Raw genomic sequence first — 19,342 nt, 5'->3', positions numbered from 1 at the left:
CCCCGGGCGTATCACGGGCCGCGAGCAGTGCCATTTTCGGCGTAGCTCGCGGCCCGTTTGTGTTACCAGCGCTGTGGGTCAGCGTTACGGCTGCTTTTTTATAGATGCAGTAGCGCGTTGCGGGCATCATCCTGCGAATCGAAGCCGGCGACAAGGCCTCCGGGCACCATTTCCAGGGCCAGCTCGGTAGAGCGCCGGCCAAAGAAATCCAATGAAAAGACTACTGTATGAGCGTGTAGACCTGCCTGCTGGGCCCTGGGGTACCAGTCGGTAGCAAACCAACTCACCAACCCGGCCCAATTCTCCTGAATCAGCAGATGATTGTCGAGCAGGCGGTGGCAGAAATTCTGCTGCAGCGCCTCCAGAATCTGTTCATAGCCCGCGCGCATCGAGTCCTCGGACTGTTGCGCTGTCCATTGCGCATGGATAAAGTCATCTACCATATCATATTCCAGCAGGAGCGCTGGGGACTGAAACAGGACGCGGTGCCGCATACGGAACGGGATTAGAGAAAGGGAAGGCGGCTTTTATACGACACAGAGTTGTCTGCGTTGGTACCTTCCCGATGCTTCCTGCAACGCCTCACCGGCAGCAAGCCAGTGTAGCCGACGTACGCAAGCGCCCACCTGCGCAAACAAAACCATCTGCCTGCCGGATTGTAGCTTGCACCCAACCTTGAATTCCTCCCTGATTTGGCTTCTACTGCATCTTCCAAACACGTCCTTGTTATTGGCTCCGGCTTTGCGGGCCTTTCGGCCGCTACGTCGCTGGCCCAGCGCGGCTATCGCGTCACTATTCTGGAGAAGAACGAAGGGCCGGGCGGCCGGGCGCGGGTGTTCCGGAAGCAGGGCTTCATCTTCGATATGGGGCCGAGCTGGTACTGGATGCCCGATATTTTCGAGCAGTATTTCGCCCGCTTCGGCAAAAAGGTAAGCGACTACTACAATTTGGTACGGCTCGACCCCTCCTATCAGGTGATTTTTAAGGGGCCGGAGGCCGTGGATATTCCGGCCGCCATGAGCGAGCTGCGGCAGCTGTTTGAGCGGTACGAGCCCGGCAGCGCCGCCCGCCTCGATGAGTTTCTGCGGCAGGCGGCCTACAAGTATGAGGTCGGCATCGGCAAGTATGTGCACATGCCCGGCCGCTCGTTGCTGGAGTTTGCCGACCCGCGCCTGCTCGTGGATGCCGTCCGGCTGGATTTGCTCCAGAGTATGCACAAGCACGTGCGCAAGTTCTTCACAGACTCGCGCCTGCTGGAGCTGGTAGAATTCCCGATTCTTTTTCTGGGTGCTACTTCCGAAAACACACCGGCCCTATACTCCCTCATGAACTACGCCGACCTGGCCCTGGGTACCTGGTACCCGATGGGTGGCATGCACAAGATTGTGGAAGGCATGGTGGCCTTGGCGCAGGAGCGGGGCGTGACGCTGGAATACAACCAGGAAGTGCAGCAGATAGTAGTGGAAAATGGCCGCGCCACCGGCGTGCAAACCGCCGCCGGCTTCCGCCCCGCCGATGTAGTGGTGGCCGGCGCCGACTACCACCACGCCGAGCAGCACCTGCTGGCCCCCGAGTGGCGCCACTACGACGAAGCCTACTGGAACTCCCGTACTATGGCCCCGTCGTCGCTGCTGTTTTATGTGGGCGTAAACCGGCGCGTGGATAAGCTGCGGCACCATAATCTGTTCTTCGATGAGGATTTTGCACTCCACGCCGAAGAAATCTACGAGCAGCCCAAGTGGCCCAGCCGGCCGCTGTTTTACGTGTCGGCTCCCAGCAAAACCGACCCCAGTGTAGCGCCCGAAGGCTGCGAGAACCTGTTTCTGCTCATTCCGGTGGCGCCTGACCTGCCGGACCCGGAAGAAACGCGGGAGTATTACTACCACCTGATTATGGAGCGGCTGGAGCGCCATTGCGGCCACAGCATCCGCGACGCGGTGGTGTACAAGCGCAGCTACGCCCACCAGGATTTTCAGCAGGACTACCATAGCTATAAAGGCAACGCGTACGGCCTGGCCAATACGCTCCGCCAGACAGCTATTCTGAAACCCTCGCTCAAAAGCAAAAAGGTCAGTAATCTGTATTTTACGGGGCAGCTTACCGTGCCAGGGCCCGGCGTGCCGCCCTCGCTCATTTCGGGGCAGGTGGTGGCGCAGGAGGTAGAAAAGGAGAATTCTTAAGTCGAAGAAGATGGATCATATTGCCCTTTTCACCGAAACCAGCCGGGCGTGCAGCAAGCTGATTACGCAGCGCTACAGCACGTCATTCACGCTGGGCATCCGCACGCTCGACACGCGTTTTCACCTGCCGGTGTATGCCGTGTATGGCTTCGTGCGCTGGGCTGATGAGATTGTGGACACGTTCCATGGCCACAACAAGGCGGCGCTGTTTCAGGATTTCAAGCGCCAGACCTACGAGGCCCTGGAAATCGGGCTGAGTCTGAACCCGGTGCTGCATGCTTTCCAGGATGTGGTGCGCCAGTACGGCATCGACCGGGAATTTATCGATGCCTTTCTGTACAGCATGGAAATGGACCTCGATGACCATGCCTACAACCAGTCGCTCTACGAGAAGTACATCTACGGCTCGGCGGAAGTGGTGGGCCTGATGTGCCTGCGTATCTTCTGCGAAGGCGACACGGCTATGTTTGACAGGCTGCGGGAGCCCGCCCGACGGCTGGGCTCGGCCTTTCAGAAAGTTAATTTCCTGCGCGACATTCGGTCAGATTACGAGGAGCGGGGCCGCGTGTACTTCCCCGGGGTGCAGTACGAACGATTTTCTGACCACGTAAAGCAGGAAATCGAAGCGGACATCCGGGCCGATTTTGATGCGGCATACGCCGGTATCGTGCAGCTGCCGCGGGCGGCGCGGCTGGGGGTGTACCTGGCCTATGTGTACTATCTCAAGCTGTTCCACAAAATCCGGCAGCTACCAGCGGCCCGCATCCTTGGCGAGCGGGTGCGCGTACCAGACAATACCAAGCTGCTTTTGCTGATGGGGTCGTACTTTCGCTACCGCCTTCGAGCTATCTAGTCACGAATCTGCTGCCGCGTGAAGCTGTTTTTGTCTGTTCTTTTTTCTCTCCTTCTGATTCTGTCTCCGTTCGTGTCCGACGCCACCCCGTACTCCCTGCCCAATCTGCGCCGCCAATACCAGCAGGCCGCTTCCAGCAAAGAAGCCGGCGAGAAATTTCATAAGCTGATGGCTGCCTACGACCAGCGCAATGCCGTGGTACTGGCCTACAAAGCCGCCGCCGAAGCCATCCGGGCCCGCGACGCGTCTATGTTCAACAAGCTGACCTACGTGCAAAACGCCAACAAGCAGTTTGAGGAAGCGGTGAAACTGGACGGCGACAATGCCGAAATCCGGTTTCTGCGCCTGAGCGTGGAAAGCAACCTGCCCTCGTTCCTGGGCCTGAGCGGCCACGTCGATGAAGACCGGCAGTTTCTGGTTGAAACTCTGCTACAGCATCCCAAATCCGGCCTCGACGCCGAGTCGTTCGGGCTGGTCCGCGACTTTTTGGTGGAGCGCGGCCACGTTTCCGGCCCCGAAGCTGAGAAGCTGGGCCGCATTGAAGGGTAGTATGGGAACAGTCAATAAGATTTCAGTCCCGCTCTAAAAAGCGAAGCAGGGCCAACTCTGCTTCGCTTTTTTGTGTCTGTGTAATACTGATTCTGTAAACAACATTGAATGCTACTGCCTGTCCGGTTCACTGTGTTGCTCGCATTGTTACTGCTATCCAGCACAGCATCGGCCCAGCGAATAGTACTGCTGGGCCAGGTAGTGGATGAGCAGCAGCGCCCAGTGCCCTACGCCATTGTGGGGCTAGCAGATGGCTCAAACGGCACGGCTACCAACGAAGTAGGCGAGTTCAGCCTACGAGTGCCGACGCTTCCCCAGCGGCTGGTGGTGCTCAGCATGGGCTACAGCCGCTCTGAAACGGAAGTGCAGCAGGCCGGCACGCTGCTGCGGATAGTGCTGCAGGCCAGCGCCGTGGCCTTGCCCGGCGTGACGGTGCGCAACCCAGAGAAGGTAGCCGAAGAACTGGTGCGGCGGGCCAGCGCCAAGCTGCTTCGCCACAGGAAAGACGTGCAGTACGGCAAGGCGTTTTACCGCCAGAAAACCCGGCACAACGGCGAGTACCGCGAGTTTTTCGATGCATTTTATGATGTGAAGTTCTCTAACCGCGTGATTGAGGGGTGGGACTTAGGTGAATCGCGCTATGCATTCACACCGGGCGGCTTCACGTTCACCAATTTCTCCTCCCTGATCCGGCAGGTGCCGGTGTTCAGCCTCCACCCGCTACGCGAAAAACTGTTGGTTCCGCTCGGGCCCCAGGCCACCCAGTACTTCTACTTCACGCTGCGCAGCTTCTTCACCGAAAACGGCCGCGAAACGGCCGTCATCGACTTTGAGCCCCGGCCAGAGGTGCAGAAACCAGCCACGACCGGCACGCTCTATATAGATGTAGAAACGGCCGCATTGCGCCGGCAGGAACTGTCGTTGCCCCTGAGCAGCATGCTTCGCTTTCAGATGGAGCCCGGGTATGAGCGTGCCGGCGACGATTTTAGGTTAGTTGCTGATTTCATTCCCTACGCCGACTCCCTGACGCGTCTGAGCGCCACGCGGGCCGAAGGGACCATCGTGCTGCGCCGCCCCAATGCCCGGCCTGATAGCACGCGGGTAGCCGCGCAATTGGTCTTCTACCAGTACACCGGCCGCTTGCCAGGACATGCCTATAAAGATGTGGGGCGGCACTCCCGCGACCTGGAGCAGGTAATGAAAAAAGCCTACAACCCCGAGTTCTGGCAAACAAACGAAGTATTGCGCGCCAGCCCTGTGGAGCAGGAGGTGATTAAGAGCTTTGAGGGCCGGAAAGTGTTTGGTCGCTACTGAAAAGCACAATTCAGCCGGCAACAGTAATCTATTGTAGCGTTGAGTTACGTAACTTTTACAGCCTATTCCGCGGCTTTATAACTTTCCGCCTGTCACTGCGGTTACCTCATCAGCTATGCCGCACCATCTGAGCGTCCGAATCGACCCCAACTCCGGCTTCTGCTTTGGCGTTATCTATGCCATTCAAATGGCCGAGGATCTGCTGGAAGAGCAGGGGTATCTTTATTGCCTTGGCGACATCGTGCACAACGACGAAGAAGTCCAACGGCTCGAGAAGCGCGGCCTGCGCATCATCGACTATGAGCAGTTTGCGCGGCTGCGCGGCGAAGCCGTCCTGATCCGGGCCCACGGTGAGCCGCCCAGTACCTACCAAACCGCACTCGAGAACAATCTGACGCTCGTAGATGCCTCGTGCCCGGTGGTGCTGAAGCTGCAAAACCGCATCAAAACTTCCTACGATAAGCAGGACCGCATCTTCATATACGGCAAGCACGGCCATGCGGAGGTGCGCGGGTTGCTGGGCCAGACCAGCGGCAATGCTGTAGTGTTTGAAAGCCTCGATGAGCTGCTGCGCCACGAACTGCCCGACAACATCACGCTCTACAGCCAGACCACGAAAAGCACCGATTCCTTCTACCGCATCAAAGCTGAGCTGGAAGGCCGGGGCTATCTGGTGAATGCCAACGACACGATCTGTCGTCAGGTAAGCAACCGCGACAAGGACCTGCGCAAATTCGCGGCCCAGTTCGACCAGATTGTGTTTGTTTCGGGTACGAAAAGCTCTAATGGCAAGGTGCTGTACCAGGTCTGCAAAGACACAAACCCGCAAACCCACTTCATTTCCAGCACGGATGAGCTACGCGCTGAATGGTTTCAGCCCGGGCAGTCGGTAGGAATCTGTGGGGCCACCAGCACGCCCATGTGGCTGATGGAGCAGGTGCGGGACGCATTGCTGATGCTGTAGCGAATGTAGATCCTGGGCAGTGGCACGTATTCAGCCGGCCGTTTGTTCCTTTGCATCCTCGTTATGCTCCAAGCCATTCCCTCATCCGTTTCTCTGTCTGGCAGCGCTACAAAGCGTGTGCGTCCTGCTCCGTTAGGCCGCAAGGGCGTAGTCGTGGCATTAGGAGTAATAGGGCTTTGGGCGGCGCTCCTGACATTTCTGCTGGCGTTCTACCAACCCGACTGGGCCACGCCGTGGCCTTATCTGCTGGTGCTGCTCCAAACTCACCTCTATACTGGCCTGTTCATCACCGCTCATGATGCAATGCACGGTGTGGTCAGTTCCAACCAGCGCCTGAACAACGCGCTGGGCACACTGGCGGCCGGCCTGTTTGCCTACAACTGGTTTCCGCGCATGTTGCCCAAGCATCATGCCCACCACCGCCATGTCGCCACCGAGGAGGACCCCGATTTTCATGACGGGCAGCACGCCGGGTTCTTGCCGTGGTTTGCCCGTTTCGCTTGGAACTACGTGACGTGGTGGCAGATAGTGCTGATGGCAGCTACCTACAACGTGCTCAAGCTATATTTTCCGCAAGCCAATGTTATTGCCTTCTGGATGATTCCGGCCGTGCTGGCGACGTTGCAGCTCTTCTTTTTCGGAACCTACCTGCCCCACCGGGGTAGCCATGCGCCTGATAATGCCCATAAGTCCCGCAGCCAGTTCCGCCACCATATGTGGGCCTTCGTGAGCTGCTACTTTTTCGGGTATCACTACGAACACCACGACCAGCCGTACCTGCCCTGGTGGCGGCTATGGCGTGCCAAGGAGGCGTCCTGAGGCTCTGGCCTGCACAATATACGGATGACCGCCGCCGCAACGTTATGAGAAGGAGCGCGTTCTAGTAAAGGATTGAGCAGTAGACCTGTAACCCAGAGGGCAGGGAGAGGTGAGTGGGCAGGTGGCCAGCCGGCCAGATACCAACGCCTGGCAGAAGTACATGTCCTGCAGGTCAGGCTGGTATACCACCGTTGTGTGCTGCCTGCAACGGGAGTTAGCCTATAGTTACTTATCTTCCTCGGAATTGCAGCCCGGGCTCATTTCGCGCGCGGAGTACTTCTGCTATTTTCTTATCCCGATGCAGCCTTGGTTCGTACGTACGCTACCTGTTCGGCTCTGGCAGTTGCTGCTTGGGATAGTTCTGTGGCTGGTGCCAGAGAGCAGCATGGCCCAACGCGTCTCTGCTTCTGGGGCCAATTCGGTGTCCCGTTACCTGCAACGCAGCGAACAGCTGTTGCCGCTTAATCCGGCGGCGGCCCAGCTGCAGGCGGAGCAGGCATTGCATCTGGCGGCTGTAAGCGGCCCAACCAGTGAAGTAGCGGCTGCTTACCTGGCCATTGGCGAAGCCCAGCAGGAGCAGCAGCAGTACGAACAGGCTCTGCGCTACTTTCGGCGGGCTCTGCGCCTATATCAGCAACTGCATAGCGCTCCAGGCCGGGCCCAGTCGATGCGGCTACTGGCCAAAGCCCAATATTTGCAAGGCGACACCGGCCAGGCACACGATACGTATTTGCAGGCACTTCGCCTGACCGAAAGCCTGCGTGACCCGGCCGGACTAGCGCAGATATACACCCAACTCGGCGACCTGTATGGTACGCAAGACCAGTGGCTGCGGGCGCTAAGTAATTATGAGCGCGCGTATTCTGAGTGGCAACAAGCCGATAGTCGCACGGGCCAGACGGCTGCCCTGAATGCCATTGGGCTGGCTCACCACCAGCTTCGCAACTACAGCCGCGCGCTCTACTATCTGCGGCGCTCCCTGAACGATGCCCGCCAACTCGGCGATAGTGCCCGCACCGGTGAAGCACTAGCCAGTACGGGCCGTGTCTACGAGGATGTCGGCAACTACGAAGTAGCAATGGGTTTTTATACCCAAGCCCTGAGCCAATTGCCACACACTACGCCACCGGCACGCCGCGCTGCCGGATTCCAGTCATTGGCCGTAGTGCAGGATTCGTTGACGAACCGCCCTGCCGCAATCCGGGCGCTGCGGCAGGCGCTGCCTCTAGCCCGGCGCGGCGGCTCGGTTGTGCAGACCAGCAATATTTATCAGACGCTCACGAGCCTCTATCGGCGCGAGGAAAACTTTGAGCAGGCGCTACGAGCTCAGACCCGGTATGCCGCCCTGCAGGACAGCGTGTTTGCCGAACGCCGCTCTGCACAGATTGCCGAACTGCAGACCCGCTACGAAACCGAAAAAAAAGAGCGTGAAATTCAGCTGCTGACCAAGGACCGGCAGATTCAGACGGCTAACCTGCGCCGCCAGATGCTGCTGCGCAATGGGCTGGCCATAGGGGCATTGCTGCTGCTGATGGCGGTAGCGGCGCTGTACCGGGGCCGGCAGGAGCAGGCGCGTATCAACCGGTTGCTGCAGCGAAAGAACCGGGCTATCAGCCGGCAGAAGGAAGAACTCGGCCGGCTCAACCGCACCAAAGACACGCTGTTCTCCATCATTTCGCACGACCTGCGCAGCCCGCTCAGCTCGCTGTACTCCATGTTTTCGCTTATGACGATGGGCACTTTGTCGCCGGAGCGCATGGCAATGCACACGGAACGCCTTGGCCGCACCCTTGATGTGACGCTGCGCCTGCTGGACAACCTGCTCAACTGGTCAGCATCACAGATGCAGAGCGACAAGATCCAGCCGGAGAAGATTTACCTGCAGGGGGTAACCGAAGAGGCACTGGCATTGCTGCTTAGCGATGCCGAGCGCAAAAGCATCCTGTTCCTCACAGACCTGCCTGACTCCTGTATCGTGCGGGCCGACCTAAACATGGTGCGTCTGGTGCTGCGTAATCTGGTTGGCAACGCTATTAAGTTCACGCCGCAGGGTGGTAGCATTACCATTTCAGCCCGTCAGCTACAGAATGCCCACTGGGAAATTTCCGTAGCGGACACGGGTGTCGGAATCAGCGCCCAGGATGCTGCGAAAATATTTGGAGCTCAGGGGCATCATACCACGCTGGGCACGGCACACGAAAAAGGTACCGGGCTGGGGCTGCGCCTGTGCAAGGAGTTTGTGGAACGCAATGGAGGCCATATTTCCTTCGAAAGTACGCCGGGCCAAGGCACTACTTTCCGCTTCTCGCTGCCGGCGGCGGCCCCCGAGATGCTGCCCCTGCTTTCTTCGAGCCAGCCGGCTACGGTTGCTGCCGCCGGATAAGCGTCCGGTTGACAATACGCTCCGTAACCCGCTCCCGATACGTCTGGCCCAATGGCAGAGCGTGCCCTCCCACCCGCACTTCAAGGTTGCTGATTGAATCAATGCGGGAAGCATTGACGAGGTAGGAGCGGTGCGTACGCACAAATAAACCGGGTGGCAGCTGCTCCTCCAGGTTTTTCAGGTTTACCAGCGTCAGGTGAGTGCGCCCGTCGGCGGTGTTGATTTTGGTGAAGTCTTTCAGCGCCTCAATGTAAAGAACGTCGCGGTAGTGAAGGCGTACGAACTGTGCATCGGTGCGGATAAAAAACGACCCCCAGCCCGAAAGTAGGTCCTGCTTGGGGTCGGTTTCGGCCGAGCTGGCGCGCAAAATCCCGGCTACCTTATTCACCGCTTTCAGAAACCGGTCCAGTGAAATCGGTTTCAGCAGAAAGTCGATAACGTCAAGGTTGAAACCTTCCATGGCATACTGCGGATGAGCTGTCATTAGCACAACCAGGGGCGGCTGGTGCAACGAGCGTACCAGATCCAGACCACTCAGGTGAGGCATGGTAACGTCGGAGAACAGCACCTGTACATCATTGTGCAACAGGTAGCGGTGCGCTTCCAAGGGGTCTGTGAACGTGGCTTTTACATCCAGTACATCAGTCATGGCCACATAAGCCTGCAGCAGGTCCAGCACCAGCGGATCATCATCGAGTAGCAGGCAGGTAATCTTCATAGAAGAGCAGAAATGGCAGGCGTTTGGGTGAATATAAAGAGAATTGGAAATTATATCTTATTTTTTTATCGGAAGAAATCAATCTTAACGGCAAATATTACCATCTACGTATACTTTTACCGGGCTTTGCTATACTTTAGGCAGTAATCATCGGTGACTTTCAATAGCTTATGCATATATCTGTTCTAGTAAATATACCGTTGCATGTTACCTGCTTTTCTTTCTGCCGCTTCTCCACCGTTGACTCAAACTGCTGCTTTTTCGCATGTTCCCAACATGACCGCCCCTGCTCGCACACCTGCTTTTGGCTATGAACCTACTCCCAGTTGCTGCACTGCCCCCCGTTATACTGGGCGTAGAGCTTACCATCGACCTGAATGAAGGCCTGCGCCGGTCGTTGCGCACGGCTTTCGGCATGAAGACGCGGGCCATCAATCTGCAGATTGACCCCAGCATGGACCTTATTTTTCTCTGCGAAAAAACACTGCCCGGCACATTGCCCTGCCTGGGGGCCCTTACCAGGCCAGGGGTGATAGCCGTAACGCTACGCGAGGCGCATTTAGCGTGGCAGCCCGACCCGGAACATCCTATCGGGCGAGGGACTTCCACGCTGGCCGCGCTGGAAAGCGGCAGCTGCTTCCTGACGGCGAACAGCCGCAAAATTGCCATTGCCTCCTTCTCGGAGCGTAACGTACATCCCACGCATGTAACCATGGAAATGCTGGGCCGGCCCAACCTGCTGGAATACCTGCGCTCCGACTGGTTTACGCTGGAAATATCCGGTACCAACCGGCGGCGTCTCACCCGGCCCCTGGGTTTCAGCGCCGTTCTGGAATTCGACCTGCAGCTCAATCCGGAAGCTGCCGAGGCCTGACGCGAATTACAATGAGCAAAAACGCCCTTCCATAGATACAGAAGGGCGTTTTGCGCTACTACTATCTGCGTTAATGAACGGCGTTGGTCTTCTTGCAGCAGTCTGGAAGCCGGTCGTAGGCGCGGGCCTCGGCGGGCTCGGAATCGGCATCGTAGCCGGTTTTTTGTACAGCCGTACGCAGCGCAGCCGGCGTGGTTTTGTCAGGGCGGTAGGTTACGGTGAGCACCTGAGTAGGCACATCGAGCACCGCAGCCTGCACGCCTTTCTCATAGGCCATGGCCTTCTCGAGACGGGTTTTGCACATGTCGCAGACGGCTGACGTTTTGAGCTGCACCTGTTCGGTGGCTGGTCCTTTGGCCTTCGCGGTAGTCTGGGCAGTAGTGGTATGCGCAAGCAGAGCGAATACGGCGAGGAAAAGAAGCTTGAACGATTTCATAAGAAGTGGTAAGTGGAGTGAACCCGCTGGAAAGCGGATGCAGTGAATACAAAAAAGCGGCCAAAAACGCGGATCAGCTAACCTGGCTATTCCAGCCGGAAACGCAGGCCGGCATACGTGAGACGGCCGTAGGTAGGCCCCCACACCATAGCCGCATCAAAAGCCTGCTCAAACGGTGCGGCGGCGCTCTGGATGGGGTTAGGCTGGCGGTAGTTGGTCAGGTTCTCAACCCCGGCATATACTTCGAAGCGTTTGAAGGCCCGGGTTACCTGGGTATTGAGCAGCGCGAAGCGCGGCGCATAGGGAAGTTGCATTTCGCCGGCGCCGTGTTGGTGGCCCATGGAAGCGGGGTTGTGCGCCAGCGGCCGCTGCCCGAACCCCTGCACCGTGAAGTCGGCGCGCCACTTATCAAATGCTGTGGCGTAGCCCACGTTAAAAAACAGCCGGTGCGGGGCCGTCAGGGGTTTCGGCAACAGCTGCCCGTCGTAGGTAGTCCGCACGTCGAGGTACTTGTAGGCCGCTTTGGCCGTGAGCCCCTTCACGGGTTCTACCTGCAGCTCAGTCTGAAAGCTGCGGGAGAAAGAACGGCCATCAGCCGACAGATTGCTGATTTCCAATACGGTTGGCGACGTATACATGTCGGCCACCACCTGGTTCTGAAACGCGGTGTGGTAGTAGTCGGCGATGAGTGTGGCGGGCCGGCCGGCAAGCGTGAAATACTGCGTGACGCTGCCGCCCACGTTCCAGGCTTTTTCAGGCCGCAGATCAGGCGCAATAACAAACTCACGGGAGCTGAGCAGCACGCCGCTGTTGTCGGCAATAGGGTTGGCTACCCGGAAGCCCGTACCGGCTGCCAGCCGGAGCACGGTGTTTTTGGCCGCGTCGTACTTCACGTTGAGCCGGGGCGTAAACTGCCAGCCGAATAGGTTGTGGCGGTCGAGGCGCAGGCCGCCCACCAGCGTCAGGTTGCGGGAGTTCTGATACGTGTATTCTGCGAAGGCGCCCGGCACGTTCTCGAGGCGGTTGCGGTGCTGACGGGCATAGCGTTGCTCCGCCGTTTCGGTGGGGTAGATGATGCCGGAACCGAAAAACTCCCGGTAGTCATCGTGCAGGTAGCTCAGGCCTAGGCGGTAGGTATGCGCCGTGGTGCCCAGTACGCTCTGGAAAAGCAGCGTGGCCAGGCCCGTCCGCTGGGTGCCATCGTAGGCGCGGGTGGTCCGCAGGGTGCCGCCGCTCAGAAACTGCCCGTAGGAATAGGTAGAGTTGAAGCTGTGGTGCGTGCCGCTGAGCAGCAGCCCCAGGCTCTGGTACGGCCGGCCGGGCCAAGTGTAGGAGGTTTTGGCGAAGCCGGTGTAGCGGTTGGTACGGCCCGTGAAGCCGTAGTTGCGCTCAAACGCGTTGGCCTCGTCTGCCCGAAAATCTACCTGGCCGCCTTCCCGGGTTTCGCGCAGTGCACCCACCCCAATTTCGCTGATGAGGCCTTTGTCAGACTTGTATTTCCACTTGTTGAATACGTTGTATTGCGTAGCCAGCGGCAGATCCATAAATCCATCCTTGTTCCGGTCGACGCGGCGGCCCAAGTGGTCGGAGTGGAGCAGGAAAACGGTGCTGACCTTCTTGCTGACCGGCGCGGCTAGATTCAGGTTGAGGTCGAATTTGCCCAAATCATTGCCGTAGGCATTGAACAGCAGGCGTTCCGACTTATCGGGCTCTTTCAGGCGCACGTTCACCTGCCCCGACATGCTTTCGTAGCCGTTCACGACGGAGCCCATGCCCTTGATAATATCGATGCTCTCAATCCAGGTTCCGGAAAGGTAGCCCAGGCGGTAAGGGGTGGCCAGCCCGCGCAACGCAGGCAGGTTGTCTACGGTCAGCAGCGAGTAGGCCCCATCAAGGCCAAGCAGCTGAATCTGTTTGGCCCCCGACACGGCATCCGTTGTGGAAACCTCAACGGCAGCATTCGTCTCGAAGCTTTCCGCCAAGTTGCAGCACGCCGATTTCGTCAGGTCGCGGGCCGTAATAACCTGTGTGTTGGTCGGCGTCAGTGAGGAGTAGGAGGGGGCGCGGGCTTCCACTTTCACTTCGCCTAGCTCAGTGCCCGGCTTCAGGGATACACGCACATAAGGTGAGCCGGAAGTAGCCACAGCTACCGTATCGGCACGATAGCCGAGGGCATTGATAACCAGTTTGCTGGCTTCAGCACGGGCCGGGCGAGGTAAGGCGAACTGGCCCGCATTGTCGGTGGTAGTGGTTGTGGTAGTGCTGCCTAGCCAGCGGACCACAGCACCCGGTACGGGGGCGGCAGCGGCATCCGTTACCTGCCCCCGGACTGGGGCCAGTACATCAGCTGCCGATTGGGCGGTAGCGGCGGCGGTGCTGCTCAGCAGGAGGCCAAGCGCAAACGGCAACCGGTTTCCGGAGAAAAAATCCATGTCTGTAGTGAGTTAGCATTCATTCTGGAGAAAATGCCAGCGCTGAAGGGCGCTGTATTCCATAGCGGCTCAAAGAGGCACGCCAAATGAAGGCTAGACTACCAGCACACTAATAAAGGTGAGCAGCACGCGGCCGGCCCGGGGCGGCGGCGAACTATCGGCCGCATGCCATGCTGCTGCCTGTGCTACCAGGGGAGCCGGGGGTAGAGTAGGCCAGCTAGTGGCTGGCAGCCACACTGGCGCCAGTAGCGGCGGGGGCAGCAGCTTGGCCCAGGTCAGTTCTGGCGCAGGCACCTCCAGCTTGTGCAGGTGGGCGCTAAAGTCGCAGCACGCGCCTTTGATCTGGCTGCTGTGGGCATGCTCTGCCGCCGGCTTAGGGGTGGGACAGCCGTGTTTGGGAGTACTGAAAATAACATCCGCCGATGTATGCCCGCTTTCCCGGCAAGTATGGCGCAGCACCGTCAGGCCCACCGAGGAGGCGAGGACGAGCAGGGCCAGCAGCAAGCTGAACAGCCGGTGAGAGACAGGACGCGGGGATACCATAAGTGCAAAAGTAGCACATCCTTAGCAAAGGTGGCTGTACAGCAAACCGGCCCGGCAGGTATAAGATTCCTGCCGGGCCGGCCTGTTTACTCCAGCATCAGGTTTTGGGTCAGCTGGTGCCCGTCACGGAGTTGCACCCGGAGCAGGTACAGGCCGGGGCTGAGGGTACGCACATCAACTTCGGTTTCGCCATGGGCCGGCAACCGGCTCAGGGACTGCGCCTGCACCTGCCGCCCCAACGCGTCGAGTAATACCAGCTGGGTAGCCCGCGCGGCCAGATCCGGTGCCAGGCGGAGCGTGAAGAAGCCGTGGGCGGGGTTGGGGTAGCTCTGTAGCTCGGCAGTAGATGCCATACCAGCGGTGGCTCCGAGCACGGTGCCGCCATTCAGCAACACACTAGCCGTATTTGTGCCCGGGTTAGCCGTCACTAGGTCCAGGTCGCCGTCCCGGTCCAGGTCGCCGGTAGCCAGGGCTCTTGGGTCGCCATTCACTGTGAGCGTGGCGCCGCGGCTGAACGTGCCCGTGCCGTTGTTCAGTGACACCTCCAGTCTGAGCGAGTAGGCATTGCTGCTGATCAGGTCCAAATCCCCGTCGGCATCAACATCGGCCAGCACGGCGTCGTGGGCAGTCGTGTTCAGGGCAAGGTGTTCAGGGGTTGCGAAGGTGCCGTTGCCGTTGTTGCGCAGCAGCACAATCGTCGAATTTACTTGCTGCCCCGTTGAGACGATAAAGTCCAGGTCGCCGTCCGCATCTACGTCTCCCATGCGCACCTTGCCTTGCCACACCGTGTTGTTGTTGCCCAGCAGGTAGAAACCACTCTGCGTAAAATTGCCTTCCCCATCATTGGCGAATAGCACGGCCGAGGCAGAGCCACCCGTAATGGCTACCAGATCCAGGTCGCCGTCGTTGTCCAGGTCGCCGGTGCTTATTCCGTAGCAGGAACTGACCGGCAGGTTAGTTGTGCCGCTGAAGTGGCCTTGCCCGTCGTTGAAGCGCAGGCTTACGCCACTGTTCGCAGTGCTGCTGGCTATCAGGTCCAGGGTTCCGTCGCTGTTGATGTCGGCTAGCGCCAGGCTATAGGTGCCTCCGCCAACTGGCACGGGAAGAGCAGCCATAAATTGCCCGCGGCCGTTGTTGAGCAGGATTTCTACCGTATTAGCGGTATTGAAGCTGCCTACTGCCAGGTCCAGGTCGCCGTCGGCATCCACGTCTCCGACGGCAACGGAGCGTGTCACGCTAGCAACTGCCACCTCAGTGGAGCCGCTGAAGTTACCGCCGCCCCAGCCGAAACGCAGGCTCAGCGTGGAACTGTTGGTATTGACAGTGAGCAGGTCCAGTAGGTCGTCGTTGTTGAAATCCGCGACGGCCACCTCCAACGGGGCGGCCCCCGTCGCCACGTTGGGGCGGCTTACAAACTGGCCGCGCCCGGTGCCACTGGCTGCTACTGTAAACTGCAGTACCTGCGGTACCGTGCTGCCACCCAGCGGCCCCTGCAGGCTGCTTGGAATGCTGACGCTCACCTGTTCGCCAGCGGCAAAATTTTGGGTAGGGCGGAAGGTGAGGGTGGAAGTGCCGGCGCCCGTGAGCGTGCCGGGCCGCTGCCCGCGCAGCTGCGAGCCAAATACGCGCAGGTTGCCAGCCGTAGCCGCCGTAATGTTCTGCGAGAAGCTCACCACCACCGGCGCCGTGCGCAGAATGGCCGGGTCGTTGCGGGCCGGGCTGAAGCTCGTCACTACGGGCGGCGTGGGCACCAGCACCGTGAAAACGGCCGTGCTGGTAACGGTGCCGCCGCCGGTCGTCACCCGAACAGGGCCGGTGCGGGCGCCAGTGGGTACGGTAGCCGTCAGCTGCGTTGGCGAGTCGACCACATACGCAGCGCTCAGGCCATTGAATTCCACCTTCGAGACGTTGATGAAATTAGTGCCGGTCACGATTACGCTCGTGCCTACCGGGCCAGTGCCTGGCGTAAAGCTCAGGTTGGCAGGAGCCGGGGCCTGGTTCAGGAAAACGTCGAGCGTCTGGCCATTGGCCGTCACGTTGACCAGGTCCAGGTCAGCGTCACCATCTACATCACCCAGCGTAAGCCCGTAGGCGACCCAGCCGCCTTGCAGCGTGGAGGAAGGAGCAAATGTTCCGCTGCCATCGTTGCGGTAAATGCCCAAGGAATTGGACCCTACGCCGCATAGTGCCAGGTCCAGGTCGCCATCCGCGTCCAGGTCACCAGTGGCTAAGCTGGGCGCGTAGTTGTTGCCCATAGGTATCACCTGCCCGGCACTGAAGGCCGCCTGCCCATTGTTCAGGTAGATGCGTACGGCATTGGAATTGCCCGAATACGAGTTAAACAGGCTCACAATGATATCCAGGTCCTGGTCGCCGTCGATGTCGGCTACCTGTAGCGCCTCCGTGTAGGCACCCGTCATGATTTCGGTGGGGCTGCTGAAGTTGCCTTGCCCATCGTTCAGGCGAATTCGCAGGGATGATATGGCGTTCTGGCCTGCTACAAGGTCCAGGTCGCCGTCGTTGTCCAGGTCACCCAGGGCCAGGTAGCTGGCTTCGCTCGAGGCATATCCGGTGGCCAGCGCCCGCAGCGTGAAGTTGCCGTTGCCATCATTGACGCCCGTAAAAATCTCCGTGGTGCTTCCCACACTCGCTGACACCACAAAGTCCAGGTCGCCGTCGCCATCTACGTCGCCGACGGCTGGCCCCTCCGAGCTGCCCGTCGTCAGCGTCTGGCGCCGGGTAAAGGCGCCGCTGCCGTTGTTAACCCAGGTGGTTGTTGCCTTGCCTTGGTAGGGTGTTTGAAAGGTTGTGAGCAGGTCCAGGTCGCCGTCCGCGTCGAAATCAACGGGGCTGATACCGTTTGGGTCTAGATAGTTAGAGAACTGCGCCAGCGTATCGGCGGCGCCAAAGTGGCCATTGCCCATGCCAACCTGCACCGTCATGTGATAGGCCAGCGTGGTAAGCAGGTCCAGGGTGCCGTCGCCGGTCACATCGGCCAAAACCACCTGAATGGGATTGTAGCCGACGGGGGTACTGGGCAGGGCCGTGAAATTAGCCTGCCCGGTTCCGCCCGCCGCGGCCGTAAATTGCAGTACCTGTTTCTGCGCCTGCAGGCCGCCGCTGCTTTGCACGGTACCGGGCACCGTCACGCTCACTAGTTCGCCCGGCGCAAAGTCCTGCGCCGGATCGAAGGTGAAAGTGGTGCCGCTCGTTGTGGCTGTGCCCGCCTTGCGCCCGCCCAGCCGCGAGCCAAACACCCGCACCCCCGTACCCGTGGCGGGGGCCAGGGACTGTCCAAAGGTGAGGGTTGGGTTAGCGTCGCGGCTTACATTCAAGGCATTGCGCGCGGGCAGGGTGCTGATAATGCCCAGTGTAAGCTGGAAGGGTGTAGTAGAGGTTGCCACGCCCAACGGTGTCGTAACCGTCAGCAGGCCGCTGGTAGCTCCGGCCGGAACCGTTACCGTAAGCCTGTTGGCCGATATGACTGTGAATGACGTGGCCGGAGTTCCGTTAAACGTTACGGCGCTGGCGCTGGTAAAATCGGTGCCGGTAATCGTCACGGTGCTGCCTGCCGGGGCGCTTCCGGGCGCAAAAGATAGGATGCGTGGCGGCGCCGGCGCCTGCCCGTTGCGGCCCAGCACTACCGTGGACGCGCCGCCATCCACAGCTACCACATCCAGATCCAGGTCGCCATCTACGTCGCCGAGCGTTACGCCAGAGGATTGCAGGCCGGCAACCACCAGGGGCGTGTTCTGCAGGGTGAAAGTGGCTGAGCCGTTGTTTTTGAAGGTCGAAACTGCGCCTCCTGTGCCCTGGGCCACCACAAAGTCCAGGTCGCTGTCGGCGTCCACATCCCCGATAAACAGTGCCGAGGGCGTGCTGCCTCCGCTCAGCGCCAGTTCCGTAGTGCCTCCGAATACGCCGCCTCCGCTGTTCAGCCGCAAGCTAACGGTGCCGCTGCCGGCATTGGTCACCAGCAGATCCAGGTCGCCGTCGGCATCGAAGTCCGCCAGGGCCAGGTCGCTGGGGGCGGTGCCAACCGCCACGCTGCCAGCGCCGCTGAATATGCCCAGGCCGTTGTTGAGCCGCAGGCTTACTGTGTTGCTGGTGCCATCGGTGGTGAGCAGGTCCAGGTCCCCGTCATCGTCCACGTCGGCCAGCGTCACGGTGTTAGGGTTTTGGCCGACAGCTACCGTGGTAACAGCGCTGAATACGCCGCTGCCGTTGTTGAAACTGACACTGGCCGAGTTGCCGGATTCATTGGCCGTCACAAAATCCAGGTCGCCATCGGCATCAATATCACCGGTTGCCACGCTAACCGGCCGCGGCCCTACGGGCACGTTTTGCGCCCCGAAAACCGACCCGGTAAACTCGCCGCTGCCATTGTTCAGGCAGACGGCGGCGGCGGCATTCTGGGCATCGGTGGCCAGCAGGTCCAGGTCACCATCGTTGTCCACATCCGCCAGCGCCAGGCCGGCCGGGTCTCCGGCCACTACCACGCTGGAACCCGCCCCAAACTGCCCGGTGCCGTTGTTGAGACGAATGCGGGCAGAAAATATGCCCGCTACGCTCACCATATCCAGGTCGCCGTCGCCATCTACGTCGCCCAGCAGCACGTTGCGGGTGCCCGCCTGGCCGATGGTGGTCGAGTCGGTGAAGTAGCCGCGGCTGGTACCTCCGGCAGCGGCCCGAAACTGGTATACCTGCCGCGTTACGGGCGTGCCACCGCTGGCAGTCAGCAGGGTGGGGGGCACACTAACGCTTAGTAACTCGCCCGGCAGCAGCGGGTAGTTCGGGTTAAAGGAAAGGGTACGGCTGCCTCCGCCGCTTACCGAACCGGTACGGCGCCCTTGGCGCTGGCTGCTGAACACGCGCAGGTTGCCGGCCGAAGCCGAGGAAATAGCCTGGGCAAATGTAGCACTGACCGGCGCCGTCCGGACGGCGGCTGTGGCGTTGCGCGCCGGAGCACGGCTAACTACCGTGTTTTGCCCGTGCCCTGCCTGCCCAAGTAGTAAAAAAGCCGCCAGGCCGCCCCATTTAGCACTGCGAATAACGCGGGAAGCTGGCTTGGAAACCCGGCGGGCAAAAACGAAAGTAGGAGTTAGAATCAAGCAGGCAGAATAAGCAGGCTGGGTAATAGGACTTAGGCCCTAGTAACTGAACTTTGCAGTTACTACGGCAGGCAAATTACCGAACAAATTGGTGAGTTTCAGCGCCTCGGAACTCCCAACGCGGAAAGATGATTACCGGGACTGCCATATTGGCAAAACCGCTCCT

14 protein-coding genes are annotated in these 19,342 nt (G+C 59.7%); 8 read left to right on the top strand and 6 right to left on the bottom strand.

The genetic code is table 11. The features are described 5' to 3' along the window. Window positions 1-98 precede the first annotated feature (98 nt). Window positions 99-494 carry a hypothetical protein gene (locus IC231_RS10340; RefSeq protein WP_190784441.1) on the bottom strand — a complete coding sequence of 132 codons (396 nt, stop codon included), beginning with the start codon at window positions 492-494 and terminating at the stop codon, window positions 99-101. A 198-nt stretch (window positions 495-692) separates the two neighbouring features. Here IC231_RS10340 and IC231_RS10335 point away from each other — a divergent pair, with 198 nt between their 5' ends. From IC231_RS10335 to IC231_RS10305, 7 genes are all read left to right on the top strand, one after another. After that, complete coding sequence (locus IC231_RS10335; RefSeq protein WP_190784440.1) at window positions 693-2,180, top strand: phytoene desaturase family protein; 1,488 nt, start codon at window positions 693-695, stop codon at window positions 2,178-2,180. A gap of 10 nt (window positions 2,181-2,190) precedes the next feature. Further along, entirely contained in the window at window positions 2,191-3,033 is an 843-nt protein-coding gene (locus IC231_RS10330) for a phytoene/squalene synthase family protein (RefSeq protein ID WP_190784439.1), read from the top strand. Window positions 3,034-3,105: 72 nt separating this feature from the next. Beyond that, window positions 3,106-3,582 (top strand): hypothetical protein, encoded by a 477-nt coding sequence (locus IC231_RS10325; protein WP_185887148.1) that lies wholly within the window; start codon window positions 3,106-3,108, stop codon window positions 3,580-3,582. A 144-nt stretch (window positions 3,583-3,726) separates the two neighbouring features. Further along, window positions 3,727-4,896: a carboxypeptidase-like regulatory domain-containing protein gene (locus tag IC231_RS10320; RefSeq protein WP_190784438.1), complete on the top strand. Its 1,170-nt coding sequence runs from the start codon at window positions 3,727-3,729 to the stop codon at window positions 4,894-4,896. Between the two features lie 115 nt (window positions 4,897-5,011). After that, window positions 5,012-5,860 (top strand): 4-hydroxy-3-methylbut-2-enyl diphosphate reductase, encoded by an 849-nt coding sequence (locus IC231_RS10315; RefSeq protein WP_190784437.1) that lies wholly within the window; start codon window positions 5,012-5,014, stop codon window positions 5,858-5,860. Between the two features lie 63 nt (window positions 5,861-5,923). Beyond that, complete coding sequence (locus IC231_RS10310; RefSeq protein WP_190784436.1) at window positions 5,924-6,679, top strand: fatty acid desaturase; 756 nt, start codon at window positions 5,924-5,926, stop codon at window positions 6,677-6,679. A 421-nt stretch (window positions 6,680-7,100) separates the two neighbouring features. Beyond that, a complete protein-coding gene (locus IC231_RS10305; protein ID WP_190784435.1) occupies window positions 7,101-9,062 on the top strand; it encodes a tetratricopeptide repeat-containing sensor histidine kinase in 1,962 nt (653 codons plus the stop codon). Here the strand turns inward: IC231_RS10305 and IC231_RS10300 are convergent. Next, a complete protein-coding gene (locus IC231_RS10300) occupies window positions 9,040-9,780 on the bottom strand; it encodes a LytR/AlgR family response regulator transcription factor (RefSeq protein WP_190784434.1) in 741 nt (246 codons plus the stop codon). The genes IC231_RS10305 and IC231_RS10300 overlap by 23 nt on opposite strands. A gap of 310 nt (window positions 9,781-10,090) precedes the next feature. On the opposite strand from IC231_RS10300, the gene IC231_RS10295 reads away from it, so the two are divergent. Then, on the top strand, window positions 10,091-10,654 hold the full coding sequence (locus tag IC231_RS10295) for a hypothetical protein (RefSeq protein ID WP_190784433.1): 564 nt from the start codon (window positions 10,091-10,093) through the stop codon (window positions 10,652-10,654). A 70-nt stretch (window positions 10,655-10,724) separates the two neighbouring features. Here IC231_RS10295 and IC231_RS10290 read toward each other — a convergent pair whose 3' ends face one another. The 4 genes from IC231_RS10290 to IC231_RS10275 all read right to left on the bottom strand — a co-directional run bounded on the left by IC231_RS10290 (window position 10,725) and on the right by IC231_RS10275 (window position 19,176). Then, complete coding sequence (locus IC231_RS10290; protein WP_190784432.1) at window positions 10,725-11,090, bottom strand: heavy-metal-associated domain-containing protein; 366 nt, start codon at window positions 11,088-11,090, stop codon at window positions 10,725-10,727. 86 nt (window positions 11,091-11,176) lie between these two features. Further along, a complete protein-coding gene (locus tag IC231_RS10285) occupies window positions 11,177-13,522 on the bottom strand; it encodes a TonB-dependent receptor plug domain-containing protein (RefSeq protein ID WP_190784431.1) in 2,346 nt (781 codons plus the stop codon). Between the two features lie 93 nt (window positions 13,523-13,615). Beyond that, window positions 13,616-14,065, bottom strand: a complete 450-nt coding sequence (locus IC231_RS10280) for an HYC_CC_PP family protein (RefSeq protein ID WP_190784430.1) — start codon at window positions 14,063-14,065, stop codon at window positions 13,616-13,618. An 86-nt stretch (window positions 14,066-14,151) separates the two neighbouring features. Further along, a complete protein-coding gene (locus tag IC231_RS10275) occupies window positions 14,152-19,176 on the bottom strand; it encodes an FG-GAP-like repeat-containing protein (protein ID WP_190784429.1) in 5,025 nt (1,674 codons plus the stop codon). Window positions 19,177-19,342 lie beyond the last annotated feature (166 nt).

The sequence above is a fragment of the Hymenobacter duratus genome, from assembly GCF_014698995.1.
Classification (GTDB): domain Bacteria; phylum Bacteroidota; class Bacteroidia; order Cytophagales; family Hymenobacteraceae; genus Hymenobacter; species Hymenobacter duratus.
The sequence above is the reverse complement of the archived record's forward strand: the minus strand, read 5'-3'. Positions and strand labels throughout refer to the sequence as shown.